The sequence below is a fragment of the Streptomyces shenzhenensis genome (assembly GCF_021462265.1).
GTDB classification, from domain to species: domain Bacteria; phylum Actinomycetota; class Actinomycetes; order Streptomycetales; family Streptomycetaceae; genus Streptomyces; species Streptomyces shenzhenensis.
On the sequence record NZ_JAJONF010000022.1, the window covers coordinates 43,425 to 70,296 of the forward strand.

The window sequence follows — 26,872 nt, forward strand, 5'->3', positions numbered from 1 at the left end:
GCCCGTCTCAGGCCACGGAAGCGATCCGCATCTTGATGTCGTCCGGGGAGAGCGCCCCCTTGGCCGTCACGTGATCGCCGGACGACTCGCCGCGCAGCCGGCGGCCGATCCAGGGGACCAGGTACTCGCGGGCCCAGTGCACGTCGTCGCGGCGGATCTCCAGGGTGCCGCGGGGTGGCAGCGGCGGCCACGGCTGGTCCGGGTCGGCCGGCACCTCGACGCCGAGCACCTGGCCGGCGCGCAGCGCCACGCGCGTGTGCCCCTCGGGCGAGAGGTGCAGGCGGTCGCCGTCCCAGGCCCGGCGGTCCTGCACCGTCTTCAGGGACCACAGGTCCAGGACCGGGCAGCCGTACCGGTCGGCGATGGCCCGGACGTGCCCGTTGTACGTGGCGATCTTGCCGCGCAGATGCTTGAGGACGGGCACGCCCCGGGTGTCGAATCCGGTGGTCACCAGCACGGTGCCGATGGCCTCGGTCAGCTGGGCCACGGCCCGCTCGAACCGCTCGGCCACCTCGTCGGGGTCGGTGCCGGGGCGGATGATGTCGTTGCCGCCCGCGCAGAAGGAGACCAGGTCCGGGGCGAGTGCCAGGGCCTGCGGCACCTGGTCCGCCACGATCTGGTCGAGCAGTTTCCCGCGTACGGCGAGGTTGGTGTACTCGAAGTCGCCCTCGGGGCGCCGGTCCGACAGCAGTACCGCGAACCGGTCGGCCCAGCCGACGAACGCCCCGTCGGGGCCGGGGTCGCCGACGCCCTCGGTGAAGCTGTCCCCCACCGCCACGTACGACCCGATCACTGATGCCTTGTCACTCTTCGAATCGTCTGCCACGTCGGAACATGATTCACCTTCGGTTGTGACCTACGCGACCGTAATAAGGGGTTGACGTTCGGTGAGATAAGACACTTTTAAATACTTTGCCAAGCCTGGAATAAGGCCCTGACCAGCGGTGTTGACATGTCGATCGTCAGAGCCGGAAGTCAGGTCCGGGACACGGTCGTTGACACCGCCCGCCGGCACCGGGGGGCGGTGGGTTCGGGGACGTACGGCCCTTCGTGGCGCCGCCGTAACCGGATTCGGTTCGCCGGGTCAGCCGACGGTGAGGCCCTTCGAGCGGAGGTAGGCGACCGGGTCCACGTCCGAGCCGTAGTCGGGCGTGGTGCGGATCTCGAAGTGGAGGTGCGGTCCGGTGGCGTTGCCGGTCGCGCCGGAGAGGCCGATCCGCTGGCCCGCGGTCACGGTCTGGCCGACCGAGACGGAGAGGGCGGAGAGGTGGCCGTACTGCGCGTAGTAGCCGTCGGCGAGCCGGATGACGACCTGGTTGCCGTAGGCGCCGCCCCAGCCCGCCGTGACGACCGTGCCCGCACCGACGGCCTTGAGCGGGGTGCCGGTCGGGACGACGAAGTCGACGCCCGTGTGGTGGCCGCTGGACCACATGCCGCCGGCGACGTGGTAGCCGGTGCCGACGGTGGCACCGGTGACCGGGAGAGTGAAGCCGGCGGCGGTCACCGCCGAGCCGTCCGAGGAGGAAGCGGAGGACGGGGAGGACGGGGAGGAAGCCGAGGGCAGGGAGGAAGAAGGCGAGGACGAGGAGGCAGAAGGCGAGGAGGCCGAGGGCGAGAACGACGACTGCGCGTCCGACCGCCCCTCGGAGCGGAAGCCGAACCCCTCGGTGTCCGTCGTCGCGGCGTGCCGGCCGCCGAGCGTGAGCTTGAGGCCGGGGTGGATCAGCGCGGGGTTGTCACCGACGGCCTGCCTGTTGTCGGCGTAGAGCCGGGGCCAGCCGCCGCGTACGTGCTGCTCGTGGGCGATCTTCGAAAGACAGTCACCGGGCACCACCGTGTAGACATGGTGCGCGGAATTCGGCGCGGCCGCCTTCCGCACCGCGCTCTTCCCGACCGCGGGAAGCGACTGTGCGGCCTTTTCGGAAACGGACTGTGAGGTGGCGGCGTGGGCGCCGGTGGCGCCCATGAGCGGCAGGGCCAGCGCGGCGCCGCCGGTTCCGGCGACGGCCATCGAGCGGGTGAGACGCTGGGTTTTGGGGCGGCGGTGCTTACCCTTCGCGGGCATGGCGCTTTCCTCTCCGGCGCCTGCGAGGTGAGCTGTCGGGTTCGGGCTGGAGCCGCCCGGCCACGCACCGTCGCGTGACTGCACCCCGAGCCGTCCCGGGAACCGGAACAGGCGGTCTTACCTGGTGGGTCCCCCGCTCCTGCCGGGCACGGGTGAGTGTGTGGGGATTCCGGGCGGCGGCAGGATTCGGCGTTCCGCCCGGATGTGTGGCGAACGTAAGCGAGTACGCCGCACACGGACAAGCAGCCGGTTCCGCCCGTCCGGGTTCCCGCTTGATCCGTTACCGGAAATCCCGGTGACCCTCCGTGAATTCCAGCCTTTTCGCTTTTCCAATGGCCGTGAAAGACACCGGAATTACGTGAACATGACGCGCGACGGACGGTCACGAATATGACGCTCCTCACGCACGTCATGCCACACATTCCCATTCCGGACCGAGTCGCAATGAAGGCTGCAATTCGGGCAGATGTGTCAAATCCGGCGAATCCGGATGACTGCCGCATCCAGGTCACCCTTCAACCCGGTGTGCAGCCCGTGGTGCATCAGGACGGCACCCCGGTGCACTTCACCCGTTTCGCGGCATTCGTACGACGCCGTCGGGTCCAGGCCTCGCAACCGCAGTGCCGGCGCCGGCTCGCCGTAACTCTGGGCCTGGAGCCAGGCGAGGACGACGGTCTCCTCGCCGAGCGTGTACTGCACCGCGCTGAGCCCGCCGGTCGGCGGGCTCAGCCGGAACTGGTCGCCACGCTGCACCAGCGGCCGGATCTCCTTGTAGAGCTCCACCCAGCGGCCGGCCTCGGCGAGCTCGTCCTCGGTCCACCGCGAGAGGTCGCCGCCGACGCCGAGTGCCCCGGCCATCGAGCTGACGAAGCGGAAACGCAGACTGCTCACGCGGCCGTTGAGCTGGTGGTTCGGGCTGTCGGTGACCCAGGCGGACATCACCCGGGCGGGGTGGATCTGGCTGAAGCCGTGCTGGATGGCGAGGCGGTCCAGCGGGTCGGTGTTGTCGGAGGTCCACACCTCGTCGGTACGGCTCATGATGCCGAGGTCGATCCGCCCGCCACCGCCGGAGCAGGACTCGATGGCGACCTCCGGGTGGGCCGCGCGGAGCCGGTCGAGCAGGGCGTACAGCCCGCGGACATGGTCGACCCACAGGCGCTGCGGGTAGGGCTCGCCCGGCCAGCCCGCGTCGGTGAAGCAGCGGTTGAAGTCCCACTTGACGTAGTCGATCGGGGCGCTGGACAGCAGGGTGTCGAGTTGCGTCCAGAGGTACTGCTGGACGTCCTCGCGGGCGAGGTTGAGAACGAGCTGGTTGCGCAGTTCCGTCCGCTTTCGCCCCTGCTGGTACTGCACCCAGTCGGGGTGGGCGCGGTACAGGTCGCTGTCCGGGTTCACCATCTCGGGCTCCACCCAGATGCCGAACTGCATGCCGAGGGCGTGCACGTAGTCGGCGAGGGGCTTGAGGCCCTTGGGGAAGCGGTCGGGGTTGGGTGTCCAGTCGCCGAGTCCGGCGCGGTCGCTGGTACGGGCCCCGAACCAGCCGTCGTCCACCACGAACAGCTCGACGCCGATCGCCGCCGCCCGGCGGGCGAGGGTGGCCTGCTGGTCCTCCGAGATGTCGAAGGTGGTGGCCTCCCAGGAGTTGAACAGCACCGGCCGGTCCCGGTCGGCGTCCGGGATGATGTACGCCCGCTGGTAGGCGTGCCAGGCACGGCTCGCCCCGCCGAAGCCGCCGTCGGTCCACAGGCCCGCGAAGACCGGGCTGGTGTACGACTCCCCCTCGGCCAGCATCAGCAGGCCCGAGTCGTCGTAGCCGGCGCCGCCGGTGATCTGCACGCGCGCGTCGGGGAGTTGAGCGACGGCGATGCGCCAGGAGCCGGACCAGCCGAGGGCGCATCCCCAGACCTCGCCGCGCTCCTCGGTGGCGTCGGTGTCCAGGGCGACCCAGGGCAGGTGCTGGTGGCCGGTGTGGCCGCGGCGGCTGCCGATGACCTTCTCGCCGTAGGTGAGCGGGCTCCTGGCGAGCCGGGACTCGGCGGCCCAGCGGCCGTGCAGCTGGGAGAGCCGCCAGCCCTCGCGGTCGGGCAGGGTCCAGGTGGCGGGGTCGGCGCGCAGCAGCTCCACGCGCGCGTGCCCCTCGTTGCCGACGGTCACCCAGCGTTCGACCACGTCACCGCGCATCCGGTAGTGCAGCGTGATGACGATGCCGTCGTCCGTGAAGCGCAACCGGAGTTCGTCGTCCTCGACCTCGTACGACGCGAAGGTCCACTCGGTGCCGCGCCGCTCCTCGGTGCGCACGGACAGGGCGGGGCGCACGAACCGGGGCCCGCCCTCGACCGGGTACTCCTCGCGGCCGTCGAGCGGCGACTCGAAGGGCCAGTAGCCGGGCAGCGCCCGGGTGCTGAGCTCCTCGGCGTCGGCTAGCTGGATTCTGGCGCCCCAGTGCAGGTGGAGCAGCTCGTCGGCCTCCGTCAGATGCAGCGCGTAGCTGCTGCCCGGGCCCGACAGGAGCCAGGTACGACCGTTTTCGGCGATGTCCACCATCGAGAAACCTCACACAAGGGCCAACAGATCCGCTCAAGCACCAACATCATCAAGGGCCACGGGCTCCGGAAGCAAGGGCTGCGGACTCTCAAGGCGCCGCCTGTGGACAACTCGCTGCCCGCGGAAACCGATGTCGTATCGTCGAGCCAGTGCCCGTTGACGAGCCGCGCCGACGGGGCCGACCGGGAGGAGCCCCCGTGACGCAGCAGGTCCCGTCCACCGAGCCCGAGCTGGCCGGGGTGCGCAACTTCCGTGACGTGGGTGGCCTGCCGACCGTCGACGGGCGGCAGGTGCGCCCGGGTGTGCTGTTCCGCAGCGGTCATCTGGCGCACGCGACGGAGCAGGACGCGGAGTTCCTCGCCTCGCTGGGCCTGCACACGATCTTCGACTTCCGCAACGCCGCCGACCAGAAGCTGGAGGGCCCGGACGTCGAGCTGCCCGGCGTGCGGAACGTGAACCTGCCGCTGACCGACCCCGCGCACGGCGCCGACTTCTGGGTGATGGTCCGTGAGGGCGACCTCGACCAGCTGCACGGGCTCCTGGGCGACGGCAAGGCCGCGGCCCGGATGGTCAGCTCCTACCGCGCGATCGTCAAGGAGCGCACCGGCGAGCACTCGCACGTGCTGCACGCGCTCGCCGAGGACAGCGTCCCGGCGCTGATGCACTGCGCGGCCGGCAAGGACCGGGCCGGTGTCTCCATAGCGGTGACGCTGCTCGCGGTGGGCGTGGAGCGGGACGCGATCGTCGCCGACTACCTGGAGTCCAACGCCAAGCACCGCCGGTACAAGGTGCGGCGCAGCGGCGGTGACGGCGCGTACAGCCCCGAGGTGATGGACCTGCTGAGCCCGCTGTTCGACGCCCGCGTGGAGTACCTGACGGCGGCCTTCGAGAGCATCGAGGAGACCTGGGGCGACGTCGACACGTACCTGGAGCGGGGCCTCAGGCTGGCCCCACAGACCCGGGAGCGGCTGCGCGAGCGCCTGCTCCTCGGCTGAGGCTCAGCTCTTCGCGCCGAGGGAGAACAGCAGGAACAGGAACGCTGCCAGGACGTGCCCGGCGGCGATGTAGATGATCAGCCGGATCCACAGGGCCCGCGGGAACTTCTCCTCCATGTTGGTCATGGCAACTCTCCAATGATCGGTCCCAGGCACAGGGCGGCCGTGGGACTCTGCAACAGGGTGTGGACGAACAGGAGCTCGACCCCGTCCTCGTCCTGGGCGGCGAGGCGGTGCGGGGTCAGGGAGTCGAAGTGCGCGCTGTCGCCGGCCGCGAGCACGTGGGTGGTGTCGCCGAGCCGCAGCCGGAGCCGCCCGCGCAGGACGTACAGCCACTCCTCGCCGGGATGCACCCGCACGATGTCGCCCTGGGAACCGTGGGGCACATGGACGCGCAGCGCCTGCATGCCCCGGCCCGGGGCACCGGTCTGCCAGTACGTCCAGCCGCCCGCCCGGGTCGGATCCATGTCAACGGCGCGCACGATCGCGTCCCGGTCGGCGACGGTCTCGCCGAGCAGGTCCGAGACCGTCGTACCGTAGATACGCGCGAGGGCGAGCAGCATCGGCAGCGAGGGCTGCCGGTGCCCGGTCTCCAGCCGGGACAGGTGCGCGGGCGACAGCCCGGCGTCCCGGGCGGCGGCCTCCAGGGTGAGGCCGGCGCGGCGGCGCAGGGCGCGCAGCTGCGGGGCGACGGCGGGCAGGTCATCGACCGGCTTCCCGCCCGCCCGCTCGTTCGCGGAGGAGCTCATGCCTCCATTGAGCCGCGACTTTGTCTCATTGGCAATTTCCTTGCCTCAGAGACAAAGTCCAGGGTGCCGCCCTAGCGGCCGGCCACCGCCTGCTTGACGAGCGTCTTGCCGAAGTCCCACATCAGGCCGCCGCCGCTGTGCGCGTCGTCCATCACATCGGTGAAGGCGTCCACGAAACGGTCGACGTCGGCCTCGTCGACGATCAGTGGCGGGATGAGCTTGATCACCTCCAGGTGGTCGCCGGAGACCTGGGTGAGGATCCGGTGCCGTTGCAGCAGCGGTACGACGACCATCTGCGCGAACAGGCCCTTGCGGGCGGCCTGGAGCATGGTCCAGCGGCTGCGCAGTTTCAGTGAGCTGGGCCGGCCGAACTCGATGCCGATCATCAGGCCCCGGCCGCGCACCTCGGCGAGCAGTTCGTACTTCTCGGTCAGCGCGGCGAGCCGGGACTTCAGCCGCTCCCCGACGGCCCGGGAGTTGGCGACGATCTGGTCGTTCTCCATCACGGAGAGGACGGCGAGCCCGGCCGCCATGGCCTGGGCGTTGGCACCGAAGCTCGCCGAGTGGACCAGGACCCGGTCCATGGAGGAGTAGACCTTCTTGAAGATCCAGTCCTTGCCGAGCGTGGCGCCGACCGGGACGTACCCGCCGGACAGCGCCTTCGCCACGCACACCAGGTCCGGCTCGACGCCCTCCTCGTGCTGGTAGGCGTAGAAGTCGCCGGTGCGGCCCAGGCCGGTCTGCACCTCGTCGGCGATGAGCAGAGCCTTGTGCCGGTGCAGCAGTTCCTGCGCGGCGCGCAGATAGCCGGGCGGTGCCTCGTGCACGCCCTTGCCCTGGATCGGCTCGACGATCAGGGCGGCGACATCGCCCTTCCTCAGCTCGCGGGCGAGCGCGTCGAGGTCACCGAGGGGTACCGCGGTGTCGGGAAGCAGCGGAGCGAAGCCGTCCCGGAAGCCGGCCTCGCCGTTGACCGACAGGGAGCCGGTGGTCAGGCCGTGGAAGGCGTGGTCGCAGTAGAGGACACGAGGTCTGCCGGTGGCGAAGCGGGCGAACTTCAGAGCCGTCTCGACCGACTCGGTGCCGCTGTTGCCGAAGAACACCCGGTCCAGGTGCGGGCTGTGCGCGAGGAGCCGTTCGGCGAGCAGTCCGGGCAGCGGCTGGCAGTCGAAGCGGGTGAGGTCGGCCAGCTGGGCGTCCAGCACGTCGTGCAGGGCCTTGCGGACGACGGGGTGGTGACGGCCCAGCCCCATCACCCCGAACCCGGCGAGCATGTCCAGGTAGTCGTTGCCGTCCGCGTCCCAGAAGTGGGCACCCTCGGCCCGCTCGTAGACCTTGTCGAAGCCGATGGTGTGCAGCATGCGCGGAAGCTGGTGGTTGAGGTACTTGCCATGCAGCTCGTACCGCTCCCCGCCACGCTCGGCGAGCAGCGCCCCGAGGTCGAACTCCGTAGTCATTGCCTCTCCTTGTCAGCACCCTCGGCGTCAGCGCCCCGAAGGGGCGCGGGGCGCATCGATGTGCGGCTGCCGCGGCGGGGCGCGACCAGCGCGGACGGCGCCGCACCCGCCGAACGACCCCCTGCGGCGCCCCCGTAGGCGCTGCCGTCCCCCCGCACCGCGAGGCTGGACCCGATCCGCCCCGCGATCTCCACCGGCGTCAACCCGATGTCGGCCAGCACCTCCCCCCGCTTGGCATGCGCCAGGAACTGCTCCGGAATCCCGAACCTCCGCACCGGCACGTCCACTTCCGCGTCACCGAGCGCGAGCGCGACCGCCGCGCCGACACCGGCCGCCCTGCTGTTGTCCTCGACGACGGCCACCAGCTCGTGCCGGGCCGCCAGGGCCGGCAGCGCGGGATCGACGGGTTTGACCCAGCGCGGGTCCGCCACCGTGCAGCTGATGCCCCGGGCGGCCAGCAGCTCCGCGGCCTGGAGGCACACCGGCGCCATCACGCCGACCGCGACCAGCAGCACCCGCGGGTCCTCCCCACGGTGCAGGACGTCGATCCCGCCGACCCGGTCGACCGCCGGGATCTCCGGGCCCACCGACTCCTTCGGGAACCGCACCAGCGTCGGCGCGTCGTCCACGGCGACGGCCTCGCGCAGCTGGAGCCGCAGCTGTTCGGCGTCGCGCGGGGCGGCGATCCTGAGGCCAGGGACGACCTGGAGCACCGACATGTCCCACATACCGTTGTGTGATGCGCCGTCGACGCCGGTCACACCCGCCCGGTCCAGGACGAACGTCACCCCGCAGCGGTGCAGCGCCACGTCCATCAGCAACTGGTCGAACGCGCGGTTCAGGAAGGTGGCGTAGACGGCGACGACCGGGTGCAGCCCGCCGGTCGCGAGGCCGGCCGCCGAGACGGCCGCGTGCTGCTCGGCGATGCCGACGTCCCAGACCCGGTCCGGGAAGCGCTCGGCGAACTTGCCGAGGCCGACCGGGTGCAGCATGGCCGCGGTGATCGCCACGACGTCGTCCCGCTCCTCGCCGATCCGGACGATCTCGTCGCCGAACACCGAGGTCCAGGACGGCCCGTTGGACGGCGCGAGCGGCTCGCAGGTGAGCGGGTCCATGACGCCGACGGTGTGGAAGTGGTCCTCCTCGTGGGCGAGGGCGGGCTCGTAGCCGCGGCCCTTCTCCGTGAGGCAGTGCACCAGCACCGGCCCGTGGAAGCGTTTCGCGCGCCGCAGGGCCGACTCGACCGCCCTGATGTCGTGGCCGTCGATCGGGCCGACGTACTTGAGGCCCAGGTCCTCGAACATGCCCTGCGGGGCGAACGCGTCCTTGAAACCCTTCTTGGCGCCGTGCAGGGACTCGTAGATGGTGCTGCCGATGACCGGCGTGCGCAGCAGGACGCCCTTGCCCCAGGCCAGCATCCTCTCGTAGCCGTCGGTGGTGCGCAGCGTGGCGAGGTGGTTGGCGAGGCCCCCGATGGTGGGCGCGTAGGACCGCTCGTTGTCGTTGACGACGATGATCAGCGGCCGGTCCTTCGCCGCCGCGATGTTGTTGAGCGCCTCCCAGGCCATCCCGCCGGTCAGCGCGCCGTCGCCGATCACCGCGACGACATGGCCCTTCTCCCCCTGCACCTGGCGGGCCTTGGCAAGGCCGTCGGCCCAGCCGAGCGCGGTGGAGGCATGGCTGTTCTCGATGACGTCGTGCTCGGACTCCTCGCGCGAGGGGTATCCGGACAGGCCGCCCTTGCCGCGCAGCTTGGAGAAGTCCTGACGGCCGGTCAGCAGCTTGTGGACGTAACTCTGGTGGCCGGTGTCCCACAGGATGCGGTCGGCCGGGGACTCGAAGACCCGGTGCAGTGCGACGGTCAGTTCCACGACGCCCAGGTTGGGCCCGAGGTGACCACCGGTCCTGGCGACCGCGTGCACCAGGAACTCGCGTATTTCTTCGGACAGTTCGCCGAGTTCCGCCTCGGACAGCGCCTTCAGGTCGCGTGGTCCCCGGATGGTCTCCAGAATCGTCACGCTCGGCCCCCTCTCGGTCCGTGCTGTTCAGCTCACCGTGACGGCGGGTGCTCCGGACCCGGCGCCGTCCTGCTCCATCTGCTCGGCGATCTTCATCGCTTCCTCGATGAGGGTCTCCACGATCTTCGACTCGGGCACGGTCTTGATGACCTCGCCCTTGACGAAGATCTGCCCCTTGCCATTGCCGGAGGCCACCCCCAGGTCGGCCTCCCGCGCCTCGCCGGGGCCGTTGACCACGCATCCCATGACGGCGACCCGCAGCGGCACCTCCATGCCCTCCAGGCCGGCCGTCACCTCGTCCGCCAGCTTGTAGACGTCGACCTGGGCGCGACCGCAGGACGGGCAGGAGACGATCTCCAGGCGCCGCTGCCTCAGGTTCAGCGACTCCAGGATCTGGATGCCGACCTTGACCTCCTCGGCCGGCGGGGCGGACAGCGAGACGCGGATCGTGTCACCGATGCCCTGGGACAGCAATGCTCCGAAGGCGACCGCCGACTTGACCGTGCCCTGGAACGCCGGGCCGGCCTCCGTGACCCCGAGGTGCAGCGGGTAGTCGCACTGGGCGGCGAGCTGCCGGTACGCCTCGATCATCACGACCGGGTCGTTGTGCTTGACGGAGATCTTGATGTCCCGGAAGTCGTGCTCCTCGAAGAGCGAGGCCTCCCACAGCGCACTCTCCACAAGCGCCTCGGGCGTCGCCTTCCCGTACTTCTGGAGCAGCCGGCGATCGAGCGAGCCGGCGTTGACCCCGATACGGATCGGCGTGCCGCGGTCCCCGGCGGCCCGTGCGATCTGCTTCACCTGGTCGTCGAACTGCTTGATGTTGCCGGGGTTCACGCGGACCGCCGCGCAGCCGGCCTCGATGGCCGCGAAGACGTACTTGGGCTGGAAGTGGATGTCGGCGATCACCGGGATCTGGGACTTCCGCGCGATCGTCGCCAGGGCGTCCGCGTCCTCCTGCGTGGGGCAGGCGACGCGGACGATCTGGCAGCCGGACGCGGTGAGTTCGGCGATCTGCTGGAGGGTGGCACCGATGTCCGAGGTGCGGGTGGTGGTCATCGACTGCACCGACACCGGAGCGCCACCGCCGACGGCGACGGGCCCGACGTGGATCTGCCGGGAGACCCGCCGTTCGGCGATCGGCCGGGCCGGGACCTCGGGGAGGCCCAGGGGGATCGCGGTCATGCCGTCACTCCCGGTTCCCGGAGACCGTCTCGCGCATCGCGCGCAGGGACTCCTTGAGCGAACCCATGGTGGCGAGGACGGCGGTGGGCTCGTAGCCGCAGTGCGCCATGCAGTTGGCACAGCGCGGGTCCTTGCCGCGGCCGTACTTGTCCCAGTCGGTCTTCTCGATGAGTTCGCGGTACGTCGGCACGTATCCGTCACTCATCAGGTAGCAGGGGCGCTGCCAGCCGAAGAGCGAGTAGTTCGGGATCGCCCAGGCCGTGCACGGGAAGTCGACCTTGCCCTCCAGGAAGTCCAGGAAGAGCGGGGAGTGGTTGAGCCGCCACTTCTTCCGGTTGCCGCCCGCGAAGGCCTTCTTGAAGAGTTCGCGGGTCTGCTCCACGCCGAGGAAGTGCTCCTGGTCGGGGGCCTTCTCGTAGGCGTAGGCGGGCGAGATCATCATCTCGTCGACCTTCAGGTCGTCGTTGAGGAAGTTGAGCACCTCGATGATGGTCTGGGGGGTGTCCGTGTTGAAGAAGGTCGAGTTGGTGGTCACCCGGAAGCCGCGCCGCTTGGCTTCCTTGATGGCCTCCACCGCCTCGTCGAACACCCCTTCCTTCGCAACGGACTCGTCGTGCCGCTCGCGCAGCCCGTCGATGTGCACCGCGAAGGCGAAGTAGGGCGAGGGCGTGAACTTGTCCATCTTCTTGCGCAGCAGCATCGCGTTGGTGCACAGGAAGACGTACTTCCGCTTCGCCACCAACTGCCGCACGATCTCGTCGATCTGAGGATGCATCAGCGGCTCGCCGCCCGCGATGGAGACCATCGGGGCACCGGACTCCAGCACCGCACCGACCGCCTGGGCGACGGGCATACGCTGCTTGAGCACCCCCGCCGGATGCTGGATCTTGCCGCAGCCCTCACATTTCAGGTTGCACGCGAAGAGGGGTTCAAGCTCCACGATCAGCGGGAACTTGTCCCGCTTGCGGAGCTTCTGTTCGGCCAAGTAAGTAGCGACCTTGATCGACTGACGCAGCGGCATGGCCATCTGGCTCACCTCCGGGGGAGCAGCAAAGAACGGTGCCATTCGAAGAAAGCAGGAAGAACGGATCGAAGAACGCGGAAAGCAGATATCCCACCGCGCACCGTGCCGATCCGGACGAGTTCGTGTTCAGGGGCGTCCACGACCACTCGTACGGCCGCGACCGGGCGGTCGCCCGCGCGGACGGCGCTCAGGAGCGTGGCCGCCGATTCCATGTCGACCGCGATCGCGCCGGTCGCGAGCAGGTCTGATCGCTCGTGACCGCGGACGACATGATCGGAGCCGGTGAGGGGGCCGGTGTGGACGGTGCGGCCGGGCAGGGTCCGGACGAGTTCTTTCACCAGGAGTTCGGTGCCCACGCACGGGACGCTGCCGCGGGGGTCCCGGGTCTCCTCGGCGACGACCAGGTCGCCGGGGTGCATGCCGGGGGCGAGTCCCGCGCAGAAGCCCGTCGCCAGGACCGCGGCGGCGGCGAGCGCCGGGTCGGCCAGGACCCGGGTGACGGACCGCTCCGCCGCTTTGGGCCCCATGCCCGTACGCAGCACGGTGACCGGCCCGCCCGAGCCGCCCCTTTCGCCGGCGCGCAGGGCGAGGTGCTCGATGCCGAGTGCGCAGGCGATCAGCAGCGGGGCCGGCGCGGGCGTGGTGTTCATCAGTCCCCCTCGGCCTCGGGGGTGGGCTCGCCGTGGACGTAGCGGCCGAGGGCGGTGAGCGGGAAGACCTGCCGGTAGAGGTGGTAGTTGATGGAGAAGTCCCAGGGGAAGCCGGTGCCGGTGAAGTACGGCTCGTCCCAGGAGCCGTCCTCCGCCTGCGTCTCGGCGAGCCACCTGACGCCCCGCTCGACGGCTTTGGACTCCTTCTCCCCCGCGGCGAGCAGCGCCATCAGCGCCCACGCCGTCTGGGAGGCCGTGGAGACGCCGCGCCCGCTCCAGTCGTCCGCGTACTTGTAGGAGCGCAGATCCTCACCCCAGCCGCCGTCCTCGTTCTGGACCTGCTCCAGCCAGCTCACCGCGCGCCGGATCGCCGGATGCGAGGCCGGCAGGCCGGCCGCCGTGAGCGCGGGTACCACCGACCCGGTGCCGTACACGTAGTTGACGCCCCAGCGCCCGAACCACGAGCCGTTGGGCTCCTGTTCGGCGAGCAGCCACTCGACGCCGCGCCGGGTGCGCGGGTCGTGGGACATGCCCTCGAAGGCGAGCATCTCCACGACGTGCGCGGTGACGTCGGCCGACGGCGGGTCGATGACCTCGCCGAAGTCGCAGAACGGCAGCCGGTTGGGGAACGGGCTGGTGTTGTCGACGTCGAAGGCCCCCCACGCCCCGTTCTTCGACTGCATGCCGAGGTTCCAGCGCACCCCGCGCCCGATGGCCTTCTCCATCCGCTCCGGGTCGTGGTGCCGGACCCGGCGCAGGGCGAGGACGACCTCGGCGGTGTCGTCGATGTCGGGGTAGTTGTCGTTGTGGAACTCGAACGCCCAGCCGCCCGGCGGCAGTTGGGGGCGCTTCACGGCCCAGTCGCCGGGCCGCACGATCTGTTCGGCAAGCATCCAGTCGGCGGCCTTGACGAGCTGCGGGTGGTCGGCGGGCAGCCCGGCGTCGGCGAGGGCGATGGTCGCAAGGCAGGTGTCCCACACCGGCGACTGGCAGGCCTCGATCATCCTGGAGCCGTCCGCGCGCCACACGGCGTATCGATCCAGCGACTCGAGTCCCGCGCGCATCACGGGGTGTTCGAGGTCGTAGCCGAGCAGGTACAGGGCGATCACCGAGTACACGGCCGGGGGCTGGATGCCGCCCCACGCGCCGTCGTTCTCCTGGCGCTCGACGATCCAGCGGGCGGCGGAGTTCAGCGCGGAGCCGCGCAGCCGGCGCAGCGCGACCTTGCGGTAGCCGCGGACAACCTTGTCGAGCCGCTGGAAGACGCCCTCCCAGCTCGCCACCGGGGCAAGCGGCTGGGGCGGGTTCGGATGCGCCGGGTCGGTGTGGAGTTCGTCCAGCGCGAAAGGGGCGGGGCGCACCGGTCGCTTGGCCGAGACCACGGTGAGCGGCACGATGGTCTGCCGGGCCCACTGGCCGAAGTTGTAGATGCTGAGCGGGAACCACTTGGGGAAGTACAGGAGCTCCGGCGGGAGTTCGGGCAGGTCCTCCCACTTCCACCAGCCGAACAGGGCCAGCCAGATCCGGGTGAAGACGCGGGCGGCGGCGATCCCGCCGCGCTCGCGGACCCAGGCCGACGCCTTCGCCATGTGGGGCGCGTCCGGCGCGTCCCCGGCCAGCCGCAGCGCGACGTACGCCTCGATGGTGGTGGAGAGTTCGCCCGGGCCGCCGTAGAAGGTGGCCCAGGTGCCGTCCTCGCGCTGCTCGCCCCGGATGAAGAGCGCGGCGGCCGCGGTCGTCGACTCGTCGCGGATGCCCAGGAACTGACGGAGCAGCAGGTCCTCGGCGTCCATGGTGACGTTGGTCTCCAGGTCGCCCTTCCACCAGCCCTGCGCGTCCTGCCGCGCGAGCAGATGGGCGGTGGCACGCCGCACGGCGCGTTCGGCGGCTTCTTGCACCCCGGCCGCCACGGGGGTGGTGAGTTCGGTGCTGGCCGAGTCGGCCCGGGGCGGCGGGGCGGCCCCGGTGCTTCCGTCGGTCGTCGCTGTCATGGCTTCCCCTTCGTGCAGTCGTACGAAATCGTTCTGCTGTGGGTCCGCCGTCGGCCGGTGCTGGCTGCGCGTTCGCACCGGCCGGCGACTACGCGAGGGTTGTTCGACCGATAATGATCATCTCTTTCGTACGACGACGAAGTCCGCCAGCGCCGTGAACCGGGCCCGGACCTGGGCGGGCATGTCGACGGCGTGGAGGGCTTCGATGGCGATGGTGTGCTGACGGCGCGCCTCTTCGGCGGTCCACTCGCGGCCGCCGGCCTCCTCGATGAGGGCGGCGCGGGCCGCGAACTCCTCCTCGGAGAAGTTCTCGAAGTCGCTGCTCTTGGCGTCGGCCGCGAGGATCTCGCCGAGCTGCTCGGAGGCGGGCCCGCCCGCGGCGAGGGCGGCGACGACGGGCAGGGACTTCTTGCGCTGGCGCAGGTCGCTCCAGGTCTGCTTGCCGGTGGACTCCGGATCGCCCCAGATGCCGAGCAGGTCGTCGACGGCCTGGAAGGCGAGGCCGAGGTGGTAGCCGTACTTCTCCAGGGTGTCGGCGGTACGGTCGTCGGCGCCGCCCAGCACCGCGCCGATGGAGCTGGAGGCGGCCAGCAGCGCGCCGGTCTTGTTGCCCTCCATCTCCAGGCACTCCTCGACGCTGACGCGGTCGCGGTGCTCGTAGGAGATGTCCTGGGCCTGGCCGTCGATCAGGGCGCGGGTGGCGGTGGTGAGCCGGCGGGTGGCCCGGCCGGCCTCGACGGTGCCGAGTTCGAGGAGGACCTCGTTGGCGAGGGCGAACAGGGCGTCGCCGACCAGGATGGCCTGGGCGGGGCCGTGCACCTTCCAGACGGTGTCGCGGTGCCGGCGCTGTTCGTCGCCGTCCATCAGGTCGTCGTGCAGCAGGGAGAAGTTGTGGACGAGTTCGACGGCGACGGCGCCGGGGATGCCGACCTCGGGGGCGGCACCGGTGACCTCGGCGGAGAGCACGGCGAGCGCGGGCCGTACGGCCTTGCCGCCGTCGCCGTCGGCGGGGTTGCCCGCGGCGTCGATCCAGCCGAAGTGGTAGGCGGCAACGGTGTCCATGGGAGGTGCCAGGCGGTCGACGGCCGCCCGCAGTACCGGTGTGGCAAGGGTCCGGCCGCGCTCCAGGAGCGCGGTCACGTCCACCGCGTCGGCAGCCGTCTCGGCCGGGGGCACAGTGGGCACAGTTTCTCCTCTTGTTGCGGTACCGGGGGTGCGGGGGCCTGCCGCCTGCTGATCGAGCGTCACGCCGCCTCCTCGAACTCGAAGAGGTGACGGGGGCGGGGCCGGCCCAGAGTGCACAACGCGGCATCGGCCGCGCTGACACCGCTGCGGACCGCACTCTCCATGGTCGCGGGCCACCCGGTGGCGGTCCACGCTCCGGCCAGGTAGAGGCCGGATGCCTTGGTACGGGCGCCGGGCCGCAGCCGCCCGACGCCGGGGGTGGGGGCGAACGTCGCGGTGCGCTCCCGGGTCACGAAGAAGTCCCGCACCCCGGCGCCGCGCGCACCGGGCAACAGCCGTTCCAGCTCGGGCAGATAGCGCTCGCGCAGGTCGGCCACGGGGGTGTCGATCTCGTCCTGGGCGGCCGACTGGGACAGCGCGAGGTACTGGCCCGAGCGCAGCCCCGAGGCCTGGGTGCGGTCGAACACCCACTGCACCGGGGAGCCGAGGGCCGCGAAGAACGGCTTGGTGAGCACCGTACGGTCGTAGACCACATGGACGTTGAGGATCGGCGCGGTGCCGATCTCCAGCAGGTTCTGCGGGGCGTCGAGGGCACCGGCCGGCAGCAGGTCGTACGCCTCGCGCTGGGCGACGGCGAGCACGACGGCGTCCGCGGTGAGTGTCTCGCCGGGAACCTGAACGCCCCAAGTTCCGTTCTTGTTGGTGGAGACGGAGGTGACGCGTGTACGGACCTCGGTACGCACGCCCGCGGAGTCGAGCGCCTTGCGGGCCAGCCGGTCGTGCAGTTCGCCCAGCGGCACATGGGCCCAGCCGATGTCGGCCGCTCCCGGGTCGGACAGCAGACCGGTCTTGAACACCATCGCGGCGAGCCCCAGCGAGGCGTCGCCCGCGACCGCGTTGAGGGTGGCGACCCCGACCAGGTCCCACAGGGCCTCGACGGCACGCGCGGACTGGCCGTGGGCGGCCAGCCAGCTGCCGAAGTCCTGTGTGTCCAGGCTCGGATCGGCGAGGTCGAGCCCCTTGAGCGCGAGCGCGGCACGCCCGACCCTGACCCGCTCGGCGAGCGAGAGGTGCGGATAGGCGGCCAGGCTGCGCCCCAGGTGAAGGGGGACGGGCAGCGGGTCGCGCCGCAGCCTGCCCAGGCGCCGCCCCTCCGGCTTGGCGAGGTCGAGCACGGGCACGTCGAGGCGGTCCTGCAGCGGTGCCAGCGCCGCACCCTCGATGCGGTCGAGGAACCAGCGGTAGGCGGTGCAGCAACGCAGGTACACGTGCTGGCCGTTGTCCACGGTCAGGTCGCCGCGCTGGAAGGAGAAGGCGAGCCCGCCGAGCCTCGGCCTGCCTTCGAGAAGGGTGACGTGGACGCCCGCGTCGGCGAGCGCGAGCGCGGCCGTGATACCGGCGAGGCCGCCGCCGATCACGACGGCGGTGCGCCCGGACGGGAGGTCGTCGTGCGTCCGTTCGGATCGCGTGCCGTCGCTCATCGTGCCGCCTTTCCTGCCTGCCCGCCGTGCCGGTGGAACGGGGCAGGTCGGGCCGTCGCAGTCAGGGACGCCATGTCGTGCCGGAGGGTTGCCTGCCGTTTCTCTCCGGTCGCGTCGCCCTGGCCCACTGTGTCCATCAGGCGCGCCTCCTGACGGCCAGACGGGAGGTGTGGCGCCGCGTGTCGAGCCCGGACAGACCGCGCACCGCGACGTACGCCTTCTCGCGTCCGGGCAGCGAGACCCGGCCGCGCAGCACGGCCTCCGGTTCGCGCTCGATGCGGTCGAGCAGACGGCGGTAGATGCCGGCCATGGCGGCGACACAGGCGCCGCTGCGCCGGTCCAGCATGGGCAGCAGGCGGTACCCCTCGGTGAAAAGGGCTCGGGCGCGCCGTACTTCGAAGTGCACGAGGCCCGCGAAGTCGGAGCCCGCCGGCGGGGTCGGCCCGTGGAATCCGGCCGAGCAGCCGAACTTGGCGAGGTCATCGGAGGGCAGATAGGTACGGCCGTTGCCGGCGTCCTCGCGGACGTCCCTGAGGATGTTGGTGAGCTGGAGCGCGAGCCCGAGCGTGTCGGCGTACTCCGGCGCGCGCTCGGCGCCGCGTGCCCCCGGTTCCGTGCCGAACACGCCGAGCGAGAGCCGGCCGATGGCGCCGGCCACGCAGCGGCAGTAGACCTTGAGGTCGTCCCAGGTCTCGTAGGTCTCGCCGCGGACGTCCATCAGGACACCGTCGATCAGCTCGTCCAGGCCGCCCAGCGGGATCGGGAAGACCTGGGCGGCATGCGCGAGGGCGACCGCGACCGGGTCGGTGTCGTCCTCGGCGACCGCGCCGTCCTGGATCCGGGCGAGCAGCGCCCGGGTGTCCTCCAGGCGGGCTGTCTTCACCTCGCCGGCCAGCTCGCCGTCGCCGATGTCGTCGACACGCCGGGAGAAGGCGTAGAGCGCCGACATGGCGCGCCGCTTGGGCGCCGGCAGCAGCCTGATGCCGTAGGCGAAGTTCCGTGCCTGCTGTCCGGTGACCGTCTCACAGTAGCTGTAGGCGGCGAGTACCGGCGCGGACACGTGTGTGGGAGAGTCCACGGTCCGGATCACCCCTCTCCTCGCAGAGTCACGCCCACCTCACGCAGCAACCGGCCCTTGCCGGGCTTGGGCGGGCCGGGAAGTACGTCGTATTCGGCGGCGGCGATCGCGTGGACCGCCGCCCTTCCCCCCGCCACGAACCCCGCGAGCAGCAGCTTCAACCTGCCGTGGACGCTACCCACAAGGGGGGCGCCTTCATTCAGGAGATCGCGGGCGCGTTGTGCTTCGTATGCAACCAGTGCACGCACCGATGCGCCCGTGGTTTTCCTGGCGAGATCCGCCTCCTGGACGTGAAAGCGCTTCATGTCCTCGGCGGGCAGATAGATCCGGTCGCGGCCCAGGTCCTCGGCCACGTCCTGGAGGTGTTCGACGATCTGCAGTGCGGTGCAGATCGAGTCGGAGAGCCGGATCCGGTCGGCGGTCGAGGTGCCGGTGACGGCGAGGACCAGGCGGCCGACGGGGTTGGCGGACAGCTCGCAGTAGGCGAGGAGGTCGTCGTAGGTCTCGTACCGCTTGACGAGCTGGTCCTGGCGGTTGGCGGCGATCAGGCCCAGGAACGGCTCGGGGGTGAGGGAGTGACGGCGGACCAGGGGCTGCAGGCGGCGCAGCAGGGGGTGGTGCGCAGTGCCGTCGAAGACGCGGCGCAGGTCGGCCTCGAAGGCGTCAAGCAGGACCAGGCGGTTGTCGGCATCGGCCGGCGACACCCCGAGCAGGCGGGCGTCGGCGCCGCCGGGGGCCAGGTCGCCGTCGCCGATGTCGTCGACGAGCCGGGCGAAGCCGTACACCGCCATCAGGTCGTCGCGCCAGGCTCTGGGCAGGAAGAAGGGGGCCACGGGGAAGTTCTCGTCCGCGGCCTTGTCCAGGGTGCCGCGCTCCGGGTCCCCGGTGCGCGCCGAGGCGGCCGCGGTCACCGTTCGCTGCCCGGGGCGGGGACGGCGCGGCCTGCGTTGAGCTGGGGAGTTTCCGTAGCCATTGCCGTCACATCTCCCGTTCTACACTGCCGACCCAATACACACTATTTCGGACACGCCGCCCGGCAATCCGCGAGGCGGCCCGGCAGAGGGTGTCGCGCATTATCGCCCCACTTGCCGCTTTCCGGGACCGGTACAGCTTACGTTGTACAACGCATCGAGGTTCGTCGGGGTGTCCCGCAGATCACAACAACACACCGATTGGCTTCAAGATTCCTAAGACAAGCCGGAGTTGACGTTTCCTTTGCAGACGCGGGGCCCCGCCGGAAAGGTTCCGGCGGGGCCCCTGCCAGTCCGCGCTACTTGCCCGTGAACTTCTCGTACTCCTTGAGCACCTCTTCGGTCGGGCCGTCCATGCGCAGCTCACCGCGCTCCAGCCACAGGACACGGTCGCAGGTGTCGCGGATCGACTTGTTGTTGTGACTGACCAGAAACACCGTGCCCGCGTGCTCACGCAATTCGCGGATCCGGTCCTCGGAACGCCTGCGGAAGGCCGCGTCACCGGTGGCCAGCGCCTCGTCGATCATGAGGACGTCGTGGTCCTTGGCGGCCGCGATGGAGAACCGCAGCCGGGCCGCCATGCCGGAGGAGTAGGTGCGCATCGGGAGGGTGATGAAGTCGCCCTTGTCGTTGATGCCGGAGAAATCGACGATCTCCTGATAGCGGGCCTTTATCTCGTCCCGGGTCATGCCCATGGCCAGGCCGCCCAGGATGACGTTGCGCTCGCCCGTGAGGTCGTTCATCAGGGCAGCGTTGACGCCGAGCAGCGAGGGCTGGCCGTTGGTGTAGACCCTGCCCTTCTCGGCGGGCAGCAGGCCGGCGATGGCGCGCAGCAGGGTGGACTTGCCGGAACCGTTGGAGCCGATCAGGCCGATCGCCTCGCCGCGGTAGGCGACGAAGGAGACGCCGCGCACCGCGTGCACCTTGCGGACGCCCCGGTCGTCGCCGCGCTTGAAGATGCGGCTCAGGGCGGCCGTCGCGCTGCCCTTGCCGGTCTTGGCACCGTTGACCCGGTAGACGATGTGCACGTCCTCCGCGATGACGGTGGGGATCCGCTCCCCGGGGTTCTGCTCCACGTCGTTGAGGTCAGCCACGGCCGTACCGCTCCTCCGCCTTCCAGAAGTACACGAAACCGCCGGCGAACACGACCACGGCCCAGGACAGGGCGACGGCCCAGACGTGCGGCGGGAGGTTCGAGGCGCCGTAGCCGTCGATGAGGGCGAAGCGCATCAGGTCCATGTAGACGGTGGCGGGGTTCACCTGGAAGAGCGTGCGCGCCCACTCCGGCCGGCCCTCCATCATCTTGCTGATCGAGAACATCACACCGGACATGTACATCCAGGTGCGCAGGACGAACGGCAGCAGCTGGGCGAGGTCCGGCGTCTTGGCGCCCAGCCGGGCCACGACCAGGGCCAGGCCGGTGTTGAAGAGGAACAGCAGGAGCAGGATCGGGACGACCAGCGCCCAGGACAGGCCCGGGCGGCTGCCGAACCCGACCACCACCGCGACCATCACGATCATCGAGAACAGCAGCTGCTGGAGCTGCTGGAGCGCGAAGGAGATCGGCAGCGAGGCGCGCGGGAAATGCAGCGCACGCACCAGACCGAGGTTGCCGGAGATCGCGCGCACGCCCGTCATGATCGAGCTCTGCGTGAACGTGAAGGTGAACACGCCGGTGACCAGGAACGGAATGTAGACGTCCTGCGACATGCCGCGGCTGGCGTGCAGGATGACTCCGAAGATGAAGTAGTACACGGCAGCGTTCAGCAGCGGCGTGGCCACCTGCCAGAGCTGGCCGAGCTTGGCCTGGCTGTACTGGGCGGTGAGTTTCGCCTGCGAGAAGGCCAGGATGAAGTGGCGCCGGCCCCAGAGCTGGCGTACGTACTCGGGCAGCGAGGGGCGTGCGCCGCTCACCGCGAGCCCGTACCTGGCGGCGAGTTGCGCCGCCGTGAGGCCCTCGTCGGCGGACGGCACCGCGCTCACCGCGATGCCGCCGTCATGCGTTGTCTCACTCAAGGGTGGAAGCCTTCGTTTTCGGATGCGTCTTACGTTCGTCTTACGGAATTGTGCTACTAGGCGCGACACGTCTGCGCCATCAGACACATTTCCGGGGACGTGGACGTGCCGTGCGCGTCAGTTCCGTGGCGTGTCCGCACGCCGTAGCGCGCGGACACACGCCTTCGAGCTTGTCAGATCACCGGAGGGCGGCCCAGTCGCGTGAGTTTCCACACGGTCCGCCAGCGCATCGGGCGGCGGGGTCCGCAGGGGGTGGTCCAGCCCTCCCGGAAACCGGCGAACCAGGCGTACAGGGCCGGCCGGGACGGGCGGCGGACCAGGGTGAGCAGCATCCACACCCCGAGGTAGACCGGGACCAGGAGGGCCGGCAGGTTGCGGCGGGCGAGCCAGACCCGGTTGCGGGCGACCATCCGGTGGTAGACCGCGTGCCGGGAGGGGGCGGTCGTGGGGTGGAACAGCACCATGTCGGAGCGGTAGTCGATCATCCAGCCGGCGTCCAGGGCCCGCCAGGCCAGGTCGGTCTCCTCGTGGGCGTAGAAGAACTCGTCCGGCAGGCCGCCGACCTCGGCGAGGACCTGGGTGCGGACGGCGTTGGCGCCGCCGAGGAAGGTGGTGACGCGGGAGGAGCGCATCGGGTCGGAGGCCCGCAACCGCGGCACGTGCCGGCGCTGCGTCTGCCCGGTCTCCGGGTCGGCGATGCGGAAGCTGATGATGCCGAGCCTCGGGTCGGCCGTGAAGGCCTCGCGGCACAGCTCGGCGGTGTCGTGCCCGGCGAGCAGGCCGTCGTCGTCGAGGAAGAGCAATATGTCGACGTCGCGGCCGCTCGGGCCGAAGGCCTCTATGCCGACGTTGCGCCCGCCGGGGATGCCGAGGTTCTCGGGCAGTTCCAGGGTGCGGACGCCGTCGGGCACCTCCGGGACGGGCGAGCCGTTGCCGACGACGACCACCTCGACCGGGTCGCCGTGCTGCTTGGCGACCGAGTCGAGGAGGGCGCGCAGTTCGTCGGGGCGGTTGCCCATGGTGATGACGACCGCGCCGACCTTCGGTCCGCCGCTCACCGCAGCCTGCTCGACGCGAGGACCGAGACCAGGTGCAGCAGGGTCTGGAGCAGCGCGATGCCGGCCAGCACGGCGGTGCCGAGGCGGGTGAAGAAGAGGTCGCCGCGGACGTGGTCGACGATCGCCAGCAGCAGGATCAGCAGGGAGGCCTCGATGCCGAGGATCAGCCGGTGGAACCGGAGCAGGGCGGCGGCCCGGCGGGCCAGCGCCATGCCGGAGGAGCGCATCTCGGCGGCGGCCTCCTTGACCACCGGAAGGCCTGCCTGGTGGCGGGCGACGCCGACCAGGTCGGTCTCGGCCTTGATCAGGATGGCGCCGAGCGCGGCCAGGGTACCGAGGAAGGCCCACAGCCAGTCGATACGGCCGCTGCCGAACAGGTCGGCGGCGCGCAGCCCGAGCCCGACCAGGACGGCCGCGTCGGTGAGGTACGCCCCGACCCGGTCCAGATAGACCCCGCCCAGCGAGTACTGCTGCTTCCAGCGGGCGACCTCGCCGTCCACGCAGTCCAGCAGCAGGTACATCTGGACGCAGACCACGCCGAGGACGGCGCCCGTGATCCCCGGCACCAGCAGTGCCGGGGCGGCGAGCACGCCGAAGACGGTCATCAGATACGTGAGCTGGTTGGGCGTGACCCTGGTGTTCACCAGGTAGCGGTCCACCCGCAGGGACACCTCACGCATGTAGAGGCGTCCCATCCAGTGCTCACCGCTGCGCCGGTCCTTGACCCCAGCGGGGTGCACGACCGGACGGAGTTCAGCTACCGATGGCCTTGACATAGTCGACGTAGAAGTCCTTGATCTGGTGGGTCTTGAGGTCGAGGTGTTCGAGGATGGTGTAGCGGCCGGGCCGGGTCTCCGGAGCGAACTCCACGACCCGGACGAACTCGTCCACGGTGAAGCCGATCTCCTCCGGCAGCACCGGCAGACCGTGCCGGCGCAGCACATCGGCCATGTACACGGACTGTTCGTGGGCTCCGCGCAGATACATCGCGAAGGCCGCGCCCAGCCCGCACTGCTCGCCGTGGCTGGCGGCACGCCTCGGGAAGAGCAGGTCGAAGGCGTGGTTGATCTCGTGGCACGCGCCGGAGGACGGACGGGAGTCGCCCGACACCGACATGGCGATGCCGCTGAGCACCAGCGCCTCGGCGAGGACCTGGAGGAAGTCGTTCTCGCCGATGCCGCCGGGGTGGCGCAGTACCGCCTCGCCGGCCTGCCGGGCCATGGCGGCCGCCAGACCGTCGATCTTCTCGCCGTTGACGCGGTGGGACAGCTCCCAGTCCGCGATCGCCGAGATGTTGGAGACGGCGTCTCCGATGCCGGAGCGCACGAAGCGCGCCGGTGCCTCGCGGATGACGTCGAGGTCGATGACGACGGCGATCGGGTTCGGCACGCCGTAGGAGCCGCGGCCCGCGTCGTTGTCGAGGGTGGCGACCGGCGAGCACAGGCCGTCGTGGGCGAGGTTCGTCGGCACGGCGACCAGCGGCAGGCCCACCCGCGCCGCGGCGAACTTGGCGCAGTCGATGATCTTGCCGCCGCCGAGGCCGACGACCGCGTCGTAGCGGCCGGCCTTGATGTCGCCGGCCAGCCGGATCGCGTCGTCGAGGGTGCCGCCGCCCACCTCGTACCAGGTGGCGCCGGGCAGGCTCGGCGAGAGGCGCTCGCGCAGCTTCGAGCCGGAGCCGCCGCTGACGGCGACGGCGAGCCGCCCCGAGTGCGAGATGCGCTCGTCGGCGAGCACGCCCCCGAGGTCGTCGAGGGCACCCGGACGGATGTCCACGACGACCGGCGAGGGGATCAGCCGGGTCAGTACTGGCACGCGATCTCCCGTCCCCTGGCGAGATCGGCGTGGTTGTCGATCTCGACCCACTGGACGTCGCCGATGGGCGCCACGTCGATCCGGAAGCCGCGGTTGACCAGTTCCTGGTAGCCGTGCTCGTAGAACTGCTGCGGGTCGGTCTCCCAGACCGTCTTCAGCGCGTCGGCGAGCTCGGGGGCCGCGTCGCCCTCGATGAGGGTGACGCCGATGTACTCACCGGTGGCCTCGGCGGGGTCCATCAGCTTGGTGATCTTCGTCATGCCCTTGTCGGCATCGGCGACGACCTTCATCTCCTCGTCCGCGAGGGACTTGACGGTGTCCAGGGCGAGGATGATCCGCCTGCCGTCGCCGCGGGCGGCGAGCAGCGTCTTCTCGACGGAGACCGGGTGCACGGTGTCGCCGTTGGCGAGGATCACGCCGTCCTTGAGAGCGTCACGCCCGCACCACAGGGAGTAGGCGTTGTTCCACTCCTCGGCCTTGTCGTTGTCGATGAGGGTGAGCTTGAGGCCGTACTTCTCCTCCAGGGCCGCCTTGCGCTCGTAGACGGCCTCCTTGCGGTAGCCGACGATGACGGCGACCTCGGTCAGGCCGATCTCCGCGAAGTTGGCGAGGGTCAGGTCGAGCACCGTGATCGAGTCCTCTATCCCGGCAGGCCCCACCGGCACCAGCGCCTTGGGCAGGCTGTCGGTGTAGGGGCGCAGACGCCGGCCGGCGCCGGCCGCCAGCACGAGGCCGATCATGCGGGTTCTCCTTCGTCGTGTACGGCGGGCGCCCCTGCGGACACCCAGAAGCGGATGCTCTCGATAAGCACCAGCCCGGCCACGGCCACGGCGAGGACCGTGAGCGCGACCTTGAACTGCGCGGCGGTGAGCACCGTGGCCAGGACGCTGACCAGCAGCACGCGCCCTTCCTGCCCCCCGATGGCGCGGACCAGCCAGACCGGCGGCGCTCCGGCGTTCCCGCGGATGCGGTACACCGTGTCGTAGTGATGGTAGGCGACGGCAGCCACCAGACCGAAAGCCGCAGGAAGGGCTCCGTTTACCCCGGCTTTACTTGCGAGGACGAGCACGGTGCCGTACTCGGCGGCGCGCAGGAAGGGCGGGACCAGCCAGTCGAGGGCGCCCTTGAGCGGCTTCACGACCGCTTCGGAGGAGATCAGGACGTAGACGACGGCAGACCCGACGAGCGACGGACCCGGCCCGTCGATCGCCGCCGCGAGAAGCAGGAGTGCGGACCCGGCGGCCGTCCACAGAACCGCCGGCAGCTTGGAGGCCCGGCGCAGGACGCGCGCGCTCAGCTCCGCCAGCGGACCGTTGTCCGCCAGGTCCGCCAGCGCCTTCGCGGCCCGGTCGGTGCGCCCGGCTCTGCGGGTCAGCGACCGCAGCACCCGTCCCGCCGTGGTGTAGGTCGCTGCGAAGGCGCAGCCGGCCAGCAGCACGTAGAAGGTGATCCGCGGGGTCGTGGCCGCCGTCAGGACGGCTATCAGTGCCCATCGCTCGCCGATGGGCAGCACTATCATCCGGCGCACCCAGACCGTCCAGCCGACGCTGTCCAGCCTGTCGGAGAGCGCGGCGGTGGGGCTGGTGTTGGCGGTGGCGTCCTGGTTGGCCTCGTTGAAGGAGAAGTCGACCACGTGCCGGCAGGTCTGCAGGATCATCGCGCCGAGGGCGAGGGCCCATACGTCGTCATGCCCCCCGCCGCGGGCGGCGCCGAGGGCGAGGCCCGCGTAGTAGGCGTACTCCTTGGCCCGGTCGAAGGTGGCGTCCAGCCACGCGCCGAGCGTGGAGTACTGCAGGGAGTAGCGGGCGAGCTGGCCGTCGGTGCAGTCCAGGACGAACGAGCAGATCAGCAGGGCGCCGGCGGCGACGAAGCCGATCCGCGTACCGGTGGCCGCGCAGCTCGCCGCGATCAGGGCGGTGAGCAGGGAGGCGGTGGTGACCTGGTTGGGGGTCAGGCCGCGCCGGGCGCACCAGCGGGCGAGGTACCGCGAGTACGGGCTGATGAAGAAGGTGGTGAAGAAGCCGTCCCGGGACTTCACGGCCGACTTCAGGCGTACGGCCTCGTCGTCGACGGTGGCCACGGCCTGCCGTGCCTCGTTGCGGGCCTGCGGGTCGGCGGGGACGGCGGCGACCAGGCTGCCCAGCTCGGGGCGGTGGACGTCGGCGTCCAGGGCGGTGACGAGGTTGTCGACCGCGAGGTCGGTGCTGCCGCCCGCGGCTGCCTGCCGGGCCAGCGCCTGGCTCAGGGCCGGCCGGCCGGCGGGCTGGGCGGTGACGGCGCCGGGTATCGCGGCGAGCGGGAAGCGGGGGTCGGTGAGGCCGAGCCGCAGGGCGTGCACATGGCCGACGAAGCGGGCGTCGACGACGGCGACGCGCCGGTCGGCGGGTACGGCCGCGAGCAGCGCCTGGGTCTCGGCGGTGTCCGACGCCGCGCGCACCTCGAAGCCGAGCGCCCGCAGATCGCTCTCCAGTGACGATCCGGGCACCGGCGGACCGGTGACGATGGCGGTCGACAACCGAACTCACTCCCTGGGTGCCGGCGTACGGACGCCGGTCTGCTGCGTGGTGGGGCGGGGGGTGCCTGACGGCCC

The 26,872-nt window shown here is 70.8% G+C and carries 24 protein-coding genes and 1 riboswitch; of the genes, 1 reads left to right on the forward strand and 23 read right to left on the reverse strand.

All coding sequences use genetic code 11. The annotated features are described in order from the left end of the window. Nucleotides 1-7: 7 nt before the first annotated feature. The 3 genes from LQ326_RS26315 to LQ326_RS26325 form a co-directional block, all read right to left on the reverse strand. Nucleotides 8-793: an SGNH/GDSL hydrolase family protein gene (locus tag LQ326_RS26315; RefSeq protein WP_234540456.1), complete on the reverse strand. Its 786-nt coding sequence runs from the start codon at nucleotides 791-793 to the stop codon at nucleotides 8-10. Between the two features lie 291 nt (nucleotides 794-1,084). Further along, complete coding sequence (locus tag LQ326_RS26320; protein ID WP_234540303.1) at nucleotides 1,085-2,065, reverse strand: M23 family metallopeptidase; 981 nt, start codon at nucleotides 2,063-2,065, stop codon at nucleotides 1,085-1,087. A 2-nt stretch (nucleotides 2,066-2,067) separates the two neighbouring features. Next, nucleotides 2,068-2,230: riboswitch (cyclic di-AMP (ydaO/yuaA leader) on the reverse strand. Nucleotides 2,231-2,536: 306 nt separating this feature from the next. Then, entirely contained in the window at nucleotides 2,537-4,609 is a 2,073-nt protein-coding gene (locus LQ326_RS26325; RefSeq protein WP_234540304.1) for an alpha-galactosidase, read from the reverse strand. Nucleotides 4,610-4,806: 197 nt separating this feature from the next. On the opposite strand from LQ326_RS26325, the gene LQ326_RS26330 reads away from it, so the two are divergent. After that, the gene (locus tag LQ326_RS26330) at nucleotides 4,807-5,604 is read left to right on the forward strand and encodes a tyrosine-protein phosphatase (RefSeq protein WP_234540307.1); all 798 of its coding nucleotides are present in this window, start codon (nucleotides 4,807-4,809) and stop codon (nucleotides 5,602-5,604) included. Nucleotides 5,605-5,607: 3 nt separating this feature from the next. Here the strand turns inward: LQ326_RS26330 and LQ326_RS26335 are convergent, their stop codons facing one another. The 20 genes from LQ326_RS26335 to LQ326_RS26425 all read right to left on the reverse strand — a co-directional run bounded on the left by LQ326_RS26335 (nucleotide 5,608) and on the right by LQ326_RS26425 (nucleotide 26,797). Further along, nucleotides 5,608-5,730 (reverse strand): DUF6126 family protein, encoded by a 123-nt coding sequence (locus LQ326_RS26335; protein WP_234540309.1) that lies wholly within the window; start codon nucleotides 5,728-5,730, stop codon nucleotides 5,608-5,610. Then, complete coding sequence (locus LQ326_RS26340) at nucleotides 5,727-6,353, reverse strand: helix-turn-helix domain-containing protein (protein WP_234540311.1); 627 nt, start codon at nucleotides 6,351-6,353, stop codon at nucleotides 5,727-5,729. The genes LQ326_RS26335 and LQ326_RS26340 overlap by 4 nt, the downstream gene beginning before the upstream one ends. Before the next feature lie 71 nt (nucleotides 6,354-6,424). Further along, complete coding sequence (locus LQ326_RS26345; protein WP_234540313.1) at nucleotides 6,425-7,810, reverse strand: aspartate aminotransferase family protein; 1,386 nt, start codon at nucleotides 7,808-7,810, stop codon at nucleotides 6,425-6,427. Further along, nucleotides 7,807-9,828 (reverse strand): 1-deoxy-D-xylulose-5-phosphate synthase, encoded by a 2,022-nt coding sequence (gene dxs / locus LQ326_RS26350; protein WP_234540315.1) that lies wholly within the window; start codon nucleotides 9,826-9,828, stop codon nucleotides 7,807-7,809. Before dxs ends, LQ326_RS26345 begins: the two co-directional genes overlap by 4 nt. Before the next feature lie 27 nt (nucleotides 9,829-9,855). Further along, complete coding sequence (gene ispG, locus LQ326_RS26355) at nucleotides 9,856-11,013, reverse strand: flavodoxin-dependent (E)-4-hydroxy-3-methylbut-2-enyl-diphosphate synthase (RefSeq protein ID WP_234540317.1); 1,158 nt, start codon at nucleotides 11,011-11,013, stop codon at nucleotides 9,856-9,858. Nucleotides 11,014-11,017: 4 nt separating this feature from the next. Further along, the gene (hpnH, locus tag LQ326_RS26360; RefSeq protein WP_181803030.1) at nucleotides 11,018-12,040 is read right to left on the reverse strand and encodes an adenosyl-hopene transferase HpnH; all 1,023 of its coding nucleotides are present in this window, start codon (nucleotides 12,038-12,040) and stop codon (nucleotides 11,018-11,020) included. Between the two features lie 5 nt (nucleotides 12,041-12,045). Beyond that, the gene (locus LQ326_RS26365; protein WP_234540319.1) at nucleotides 12,046-12,687 is read right to left on the reverse strand and encodes a phosphorylase family protein; all 642 of its coding nucleotides are present in this window, start codon (nucleotides 12,685-12,687) and stop codon (nucleotides 12,046-12,048) included. Then, nucleotides 12,687-14,678, reverse strand: coding sequence for a squalene--hopene cyclase (gene shc / locus LQ326_RS26370; protein ID WP_234540321.1), 1,992 nt, complete (start codon nucleotides 14,676-14,678; stop codon nucleotides 12,687-12,689). The genes LQ326_RS26365 and shc overlap by 1 nt, the downstream gene beginning before the upstream one ends. Before the next feature lie 117 nt (nucleotides 14,679-14,795). Further along, nucleotides 14,796-15,926 carry a polyprenyl synthetase family protein gene (locus LQ326_RS26375; protein WP_234540323.1) on the reverse strand — a complete coding sequence of 377 codons (1,131 nt, stop codon included), beginning with the start codon at nucleotides 15,924-15,926 and terminating at the stop codon, nucleotides 14,796-14,798. Continuing rightward, nucleotides 15,923-17,344: a hydroxysqualene dehydroxylase HpnE gene (hpnE, locus tag LQ326_RS26380; protein ID WP_234540326.1), complete on the reverse strand. Its 1,422-nt coding sequence runs from the start codon at nucleotides 17,342-17,344 to the stop codon at nucleotides 15,923-15,925. The genes LQ326_RS26375 and hpnE overlap by 4 nt, the downstream gene beginning before the upstream one ends. Beyond that, a complete protein-coding gene (locus LQ326_RS48790; RefSeq protein WP_220213516.1) occupies nucleotides 17,341-17,481 on the reverse strand; it encodes a DUF6380 family protein in 141 nt (46 codons plus the stop codon). The genes hpnE and LQ326_RS48790 overlap by 4 nt, the downstream gene beginning before the upstream one ends. Next, nucleotides 17,481-18,434, reverse strand: a complete 954-nt coding sequence (gene hpnD / locus LQ326_RS26385) for a presqualene diphosphate synthase HpnD (protein WP_234540328.1) — start codon at nucleotides 18,432-18,434, stop codon at nucleotides 17,481-17,483. The genes LQ326_RS48790 and hpnD overlap by 1 nt, the downstream gene beginning before the upstream one ends. After that, entirely contained in the window at nucleotides 18,431-19,333 is a 903-nt protein-coding gene (hpnC, locus tag LQ326_RS26390) for a squalene synthase HpnC (RefSeq protein ID WP_234540330.1), read from the reverse strand. The genes hpnD and hpnC overlap by 4 nt, the downstream gene beginning before the upstream one ends. A gap of 359 nt (nucleotides 19,334-19,692) precedes the next feature. Continuing rightward, entirely contained in the window at nucleotides 19,693-20,487 is a 795-nt protein-coding gene (locus LQ326_RS26395; protein ID WP_234540333.1) for an ABC transporter ATP-binding protein, read from the reverse strand. Continuing rightward, a complete protein-coding gene (locus LQ326_RS26400) occupies nucleotides 20,480-21,409 on the reverse strand; it encodes an ABC transporter permease (protein ID WP_234540335.1) in 930 nt (309 codons plus the stop codon). The genes LQ326_RS26395 and LQ326_RS26400 overlap by 8 nt, the downstream gene beginning before the upstream one ends. A gap of 173 nt (nucleotides 21,410-21,582) precedes the next feature. Then, nucleotides 21,583-22,467, reverse strand: coding sequence for a glycosyltransferase family 2 protein (locus tag LQ326_RS26405; RefSeq protein WP_234540338.1), 885 nt, complete (start codon nucleotides 22,465-22,467; stop codon nucleotides 21,583-21,585). Beyond that, nucleotides 22,464-23,207 (reverse strand): CDP-alcohol phosphatidyltransferase family protein, encoded by a 744-nt coding sequence (locus tag LQ326_RS26410; protein ID WP_234540340.1) that lies wholly within the window; start codon nucleotides 23,205-23,207, stop codon nucleotides 22,464-22,466. The genes LQ326_RS26405 and LQ326_RS26410 overlap by 4 nt, the downstream gene beginning before the upstream one ends. A 13-nt stretch (nucleotides 23,208-23,220) precedes the next feature. Next, complete coding sequence (locus LQ326_RS26415) at nucleotides 23,221-24,282, reverse strand: iron-containing alcohol dehydrogenase family protein (RefSeq protein WP_234540342.1); 1,062 nt, start codon at nucleotides 24,280-24,282, stop codon at nucleotides 23,221-23,223. Beyond that, on the reverse strand, nucleotides 24,270-25,022 hold the full coding sequence (locus LQ326_RS26420) for a phosphocholine cytidylyltransferase family protein (protein WP_234540344.1): 753 nt from the start codon (nucleotides 25,020-25,022) through the stop codon (nucleotides 24,270-24,272). The genes LQ326_RS26415 and LQ326_RS26420 overlap by 13 nt, the downstream gene beginning before the upstream one ends. Beyond that, nucleotides 25,019-26,797, reverse strand: coding sequence for a DUF5941 domain-containing protein (locus tag LQ326_RS26425; protein ID WP_234540346.1), 1,779 nt, complete (start codon nucleotides 26,795-26,797; stop codon nucleotides 25,019-25,021). Before LQ326_RS26425 ends, LQ326_RS26420 begins: the two co-directional genes overlap by 4 nt. Between the last annotated feature and the right edge of the window lie 75 nt (nucleotides 26,798-26,872).

Coding starts and splice junctions, on each gene's coding strand:
- LQ326_RS26320 (WP_234540303.1), bottom strand. CDS start 2,065: ATGCCCGCGAAGGGTAAGCACCGCCGCCCCAAAACCCAGCGTCTCACC.
- LQ326_RS26325 (WP_234540304.1), bottom strand. CDS start 4,609: ATGGTGGACATCGCCGAAAACGGTCGTACCTGGCTCCTGTCGGGCCCG.
- LQ326_RS26335 (WP_234540309.1), bottom strand. CDS start 5,730: ATGACCAACATGGAGGAGAAGTTCCCGCGGGCCCTGTGGATCCGGCTG.
- LQ326_RS26340 (WP_234540311.1), bottom strand. CDS start 6,353: ATGAGCTCCTCCGCGAACGAGCGGGCGGGCGGGAAGCCGGTCGATGAC.
- LQ326_RS26345 (WP_234540313.1), bottom strand. CDS start 7,810: ATGACTACGGAGTTCGACCTCGGGGCGCTGCTCGCCGAGCGTGGCGGG.
- ispG (WP_234540317.1), bottom strand. CDS start 11,013: ATGACCGCGATCCCCCTGGGCCTCCCCGAGGTCCCGGCCCGGCCGATC.
- hpnH (WP_181803030.1), bottom strand. CDS start 12,040: ATGGCCATGCCGCTGCGTCAGTCGATCAAGGTCGCTACTTACTTGGCC.
- LQ326_RS26365 (WP_234540319.1), bottom strand. CDS start 12,687: ATGAACACCACGCCCGCGCCGGCCCCGCTGCTGATCGCCTGCGCACTC.
- shc (WP_234540321.1), bottom strand. CDS start 14,678: ATGACAGCGACGACCGACGGAAGCACCGGGGCCGCCCCGCCGCCCCGG.
- hpnE (WP_234540326.1), bottom strand. CDS start 17,344: ATGAGCGACGGCACGCGATCCGAACGGACGCACGACGACCTCCCGTCC.
- LQ326_RS48790 (WP_220213516.1), bottom strand. CDS start 17,481: ATGGACACAGTGGGCCAGGGCGACGCGACCGGAGAGAAACGGCAGGCA.
- LQ326_RS26420 (WP_234540344.1), bottom strand. CDS start 25,022: ATGATCGGCCTCGTGCTGGCGGCCGGCGCCGGCCGGCGTCTGCGCCCC.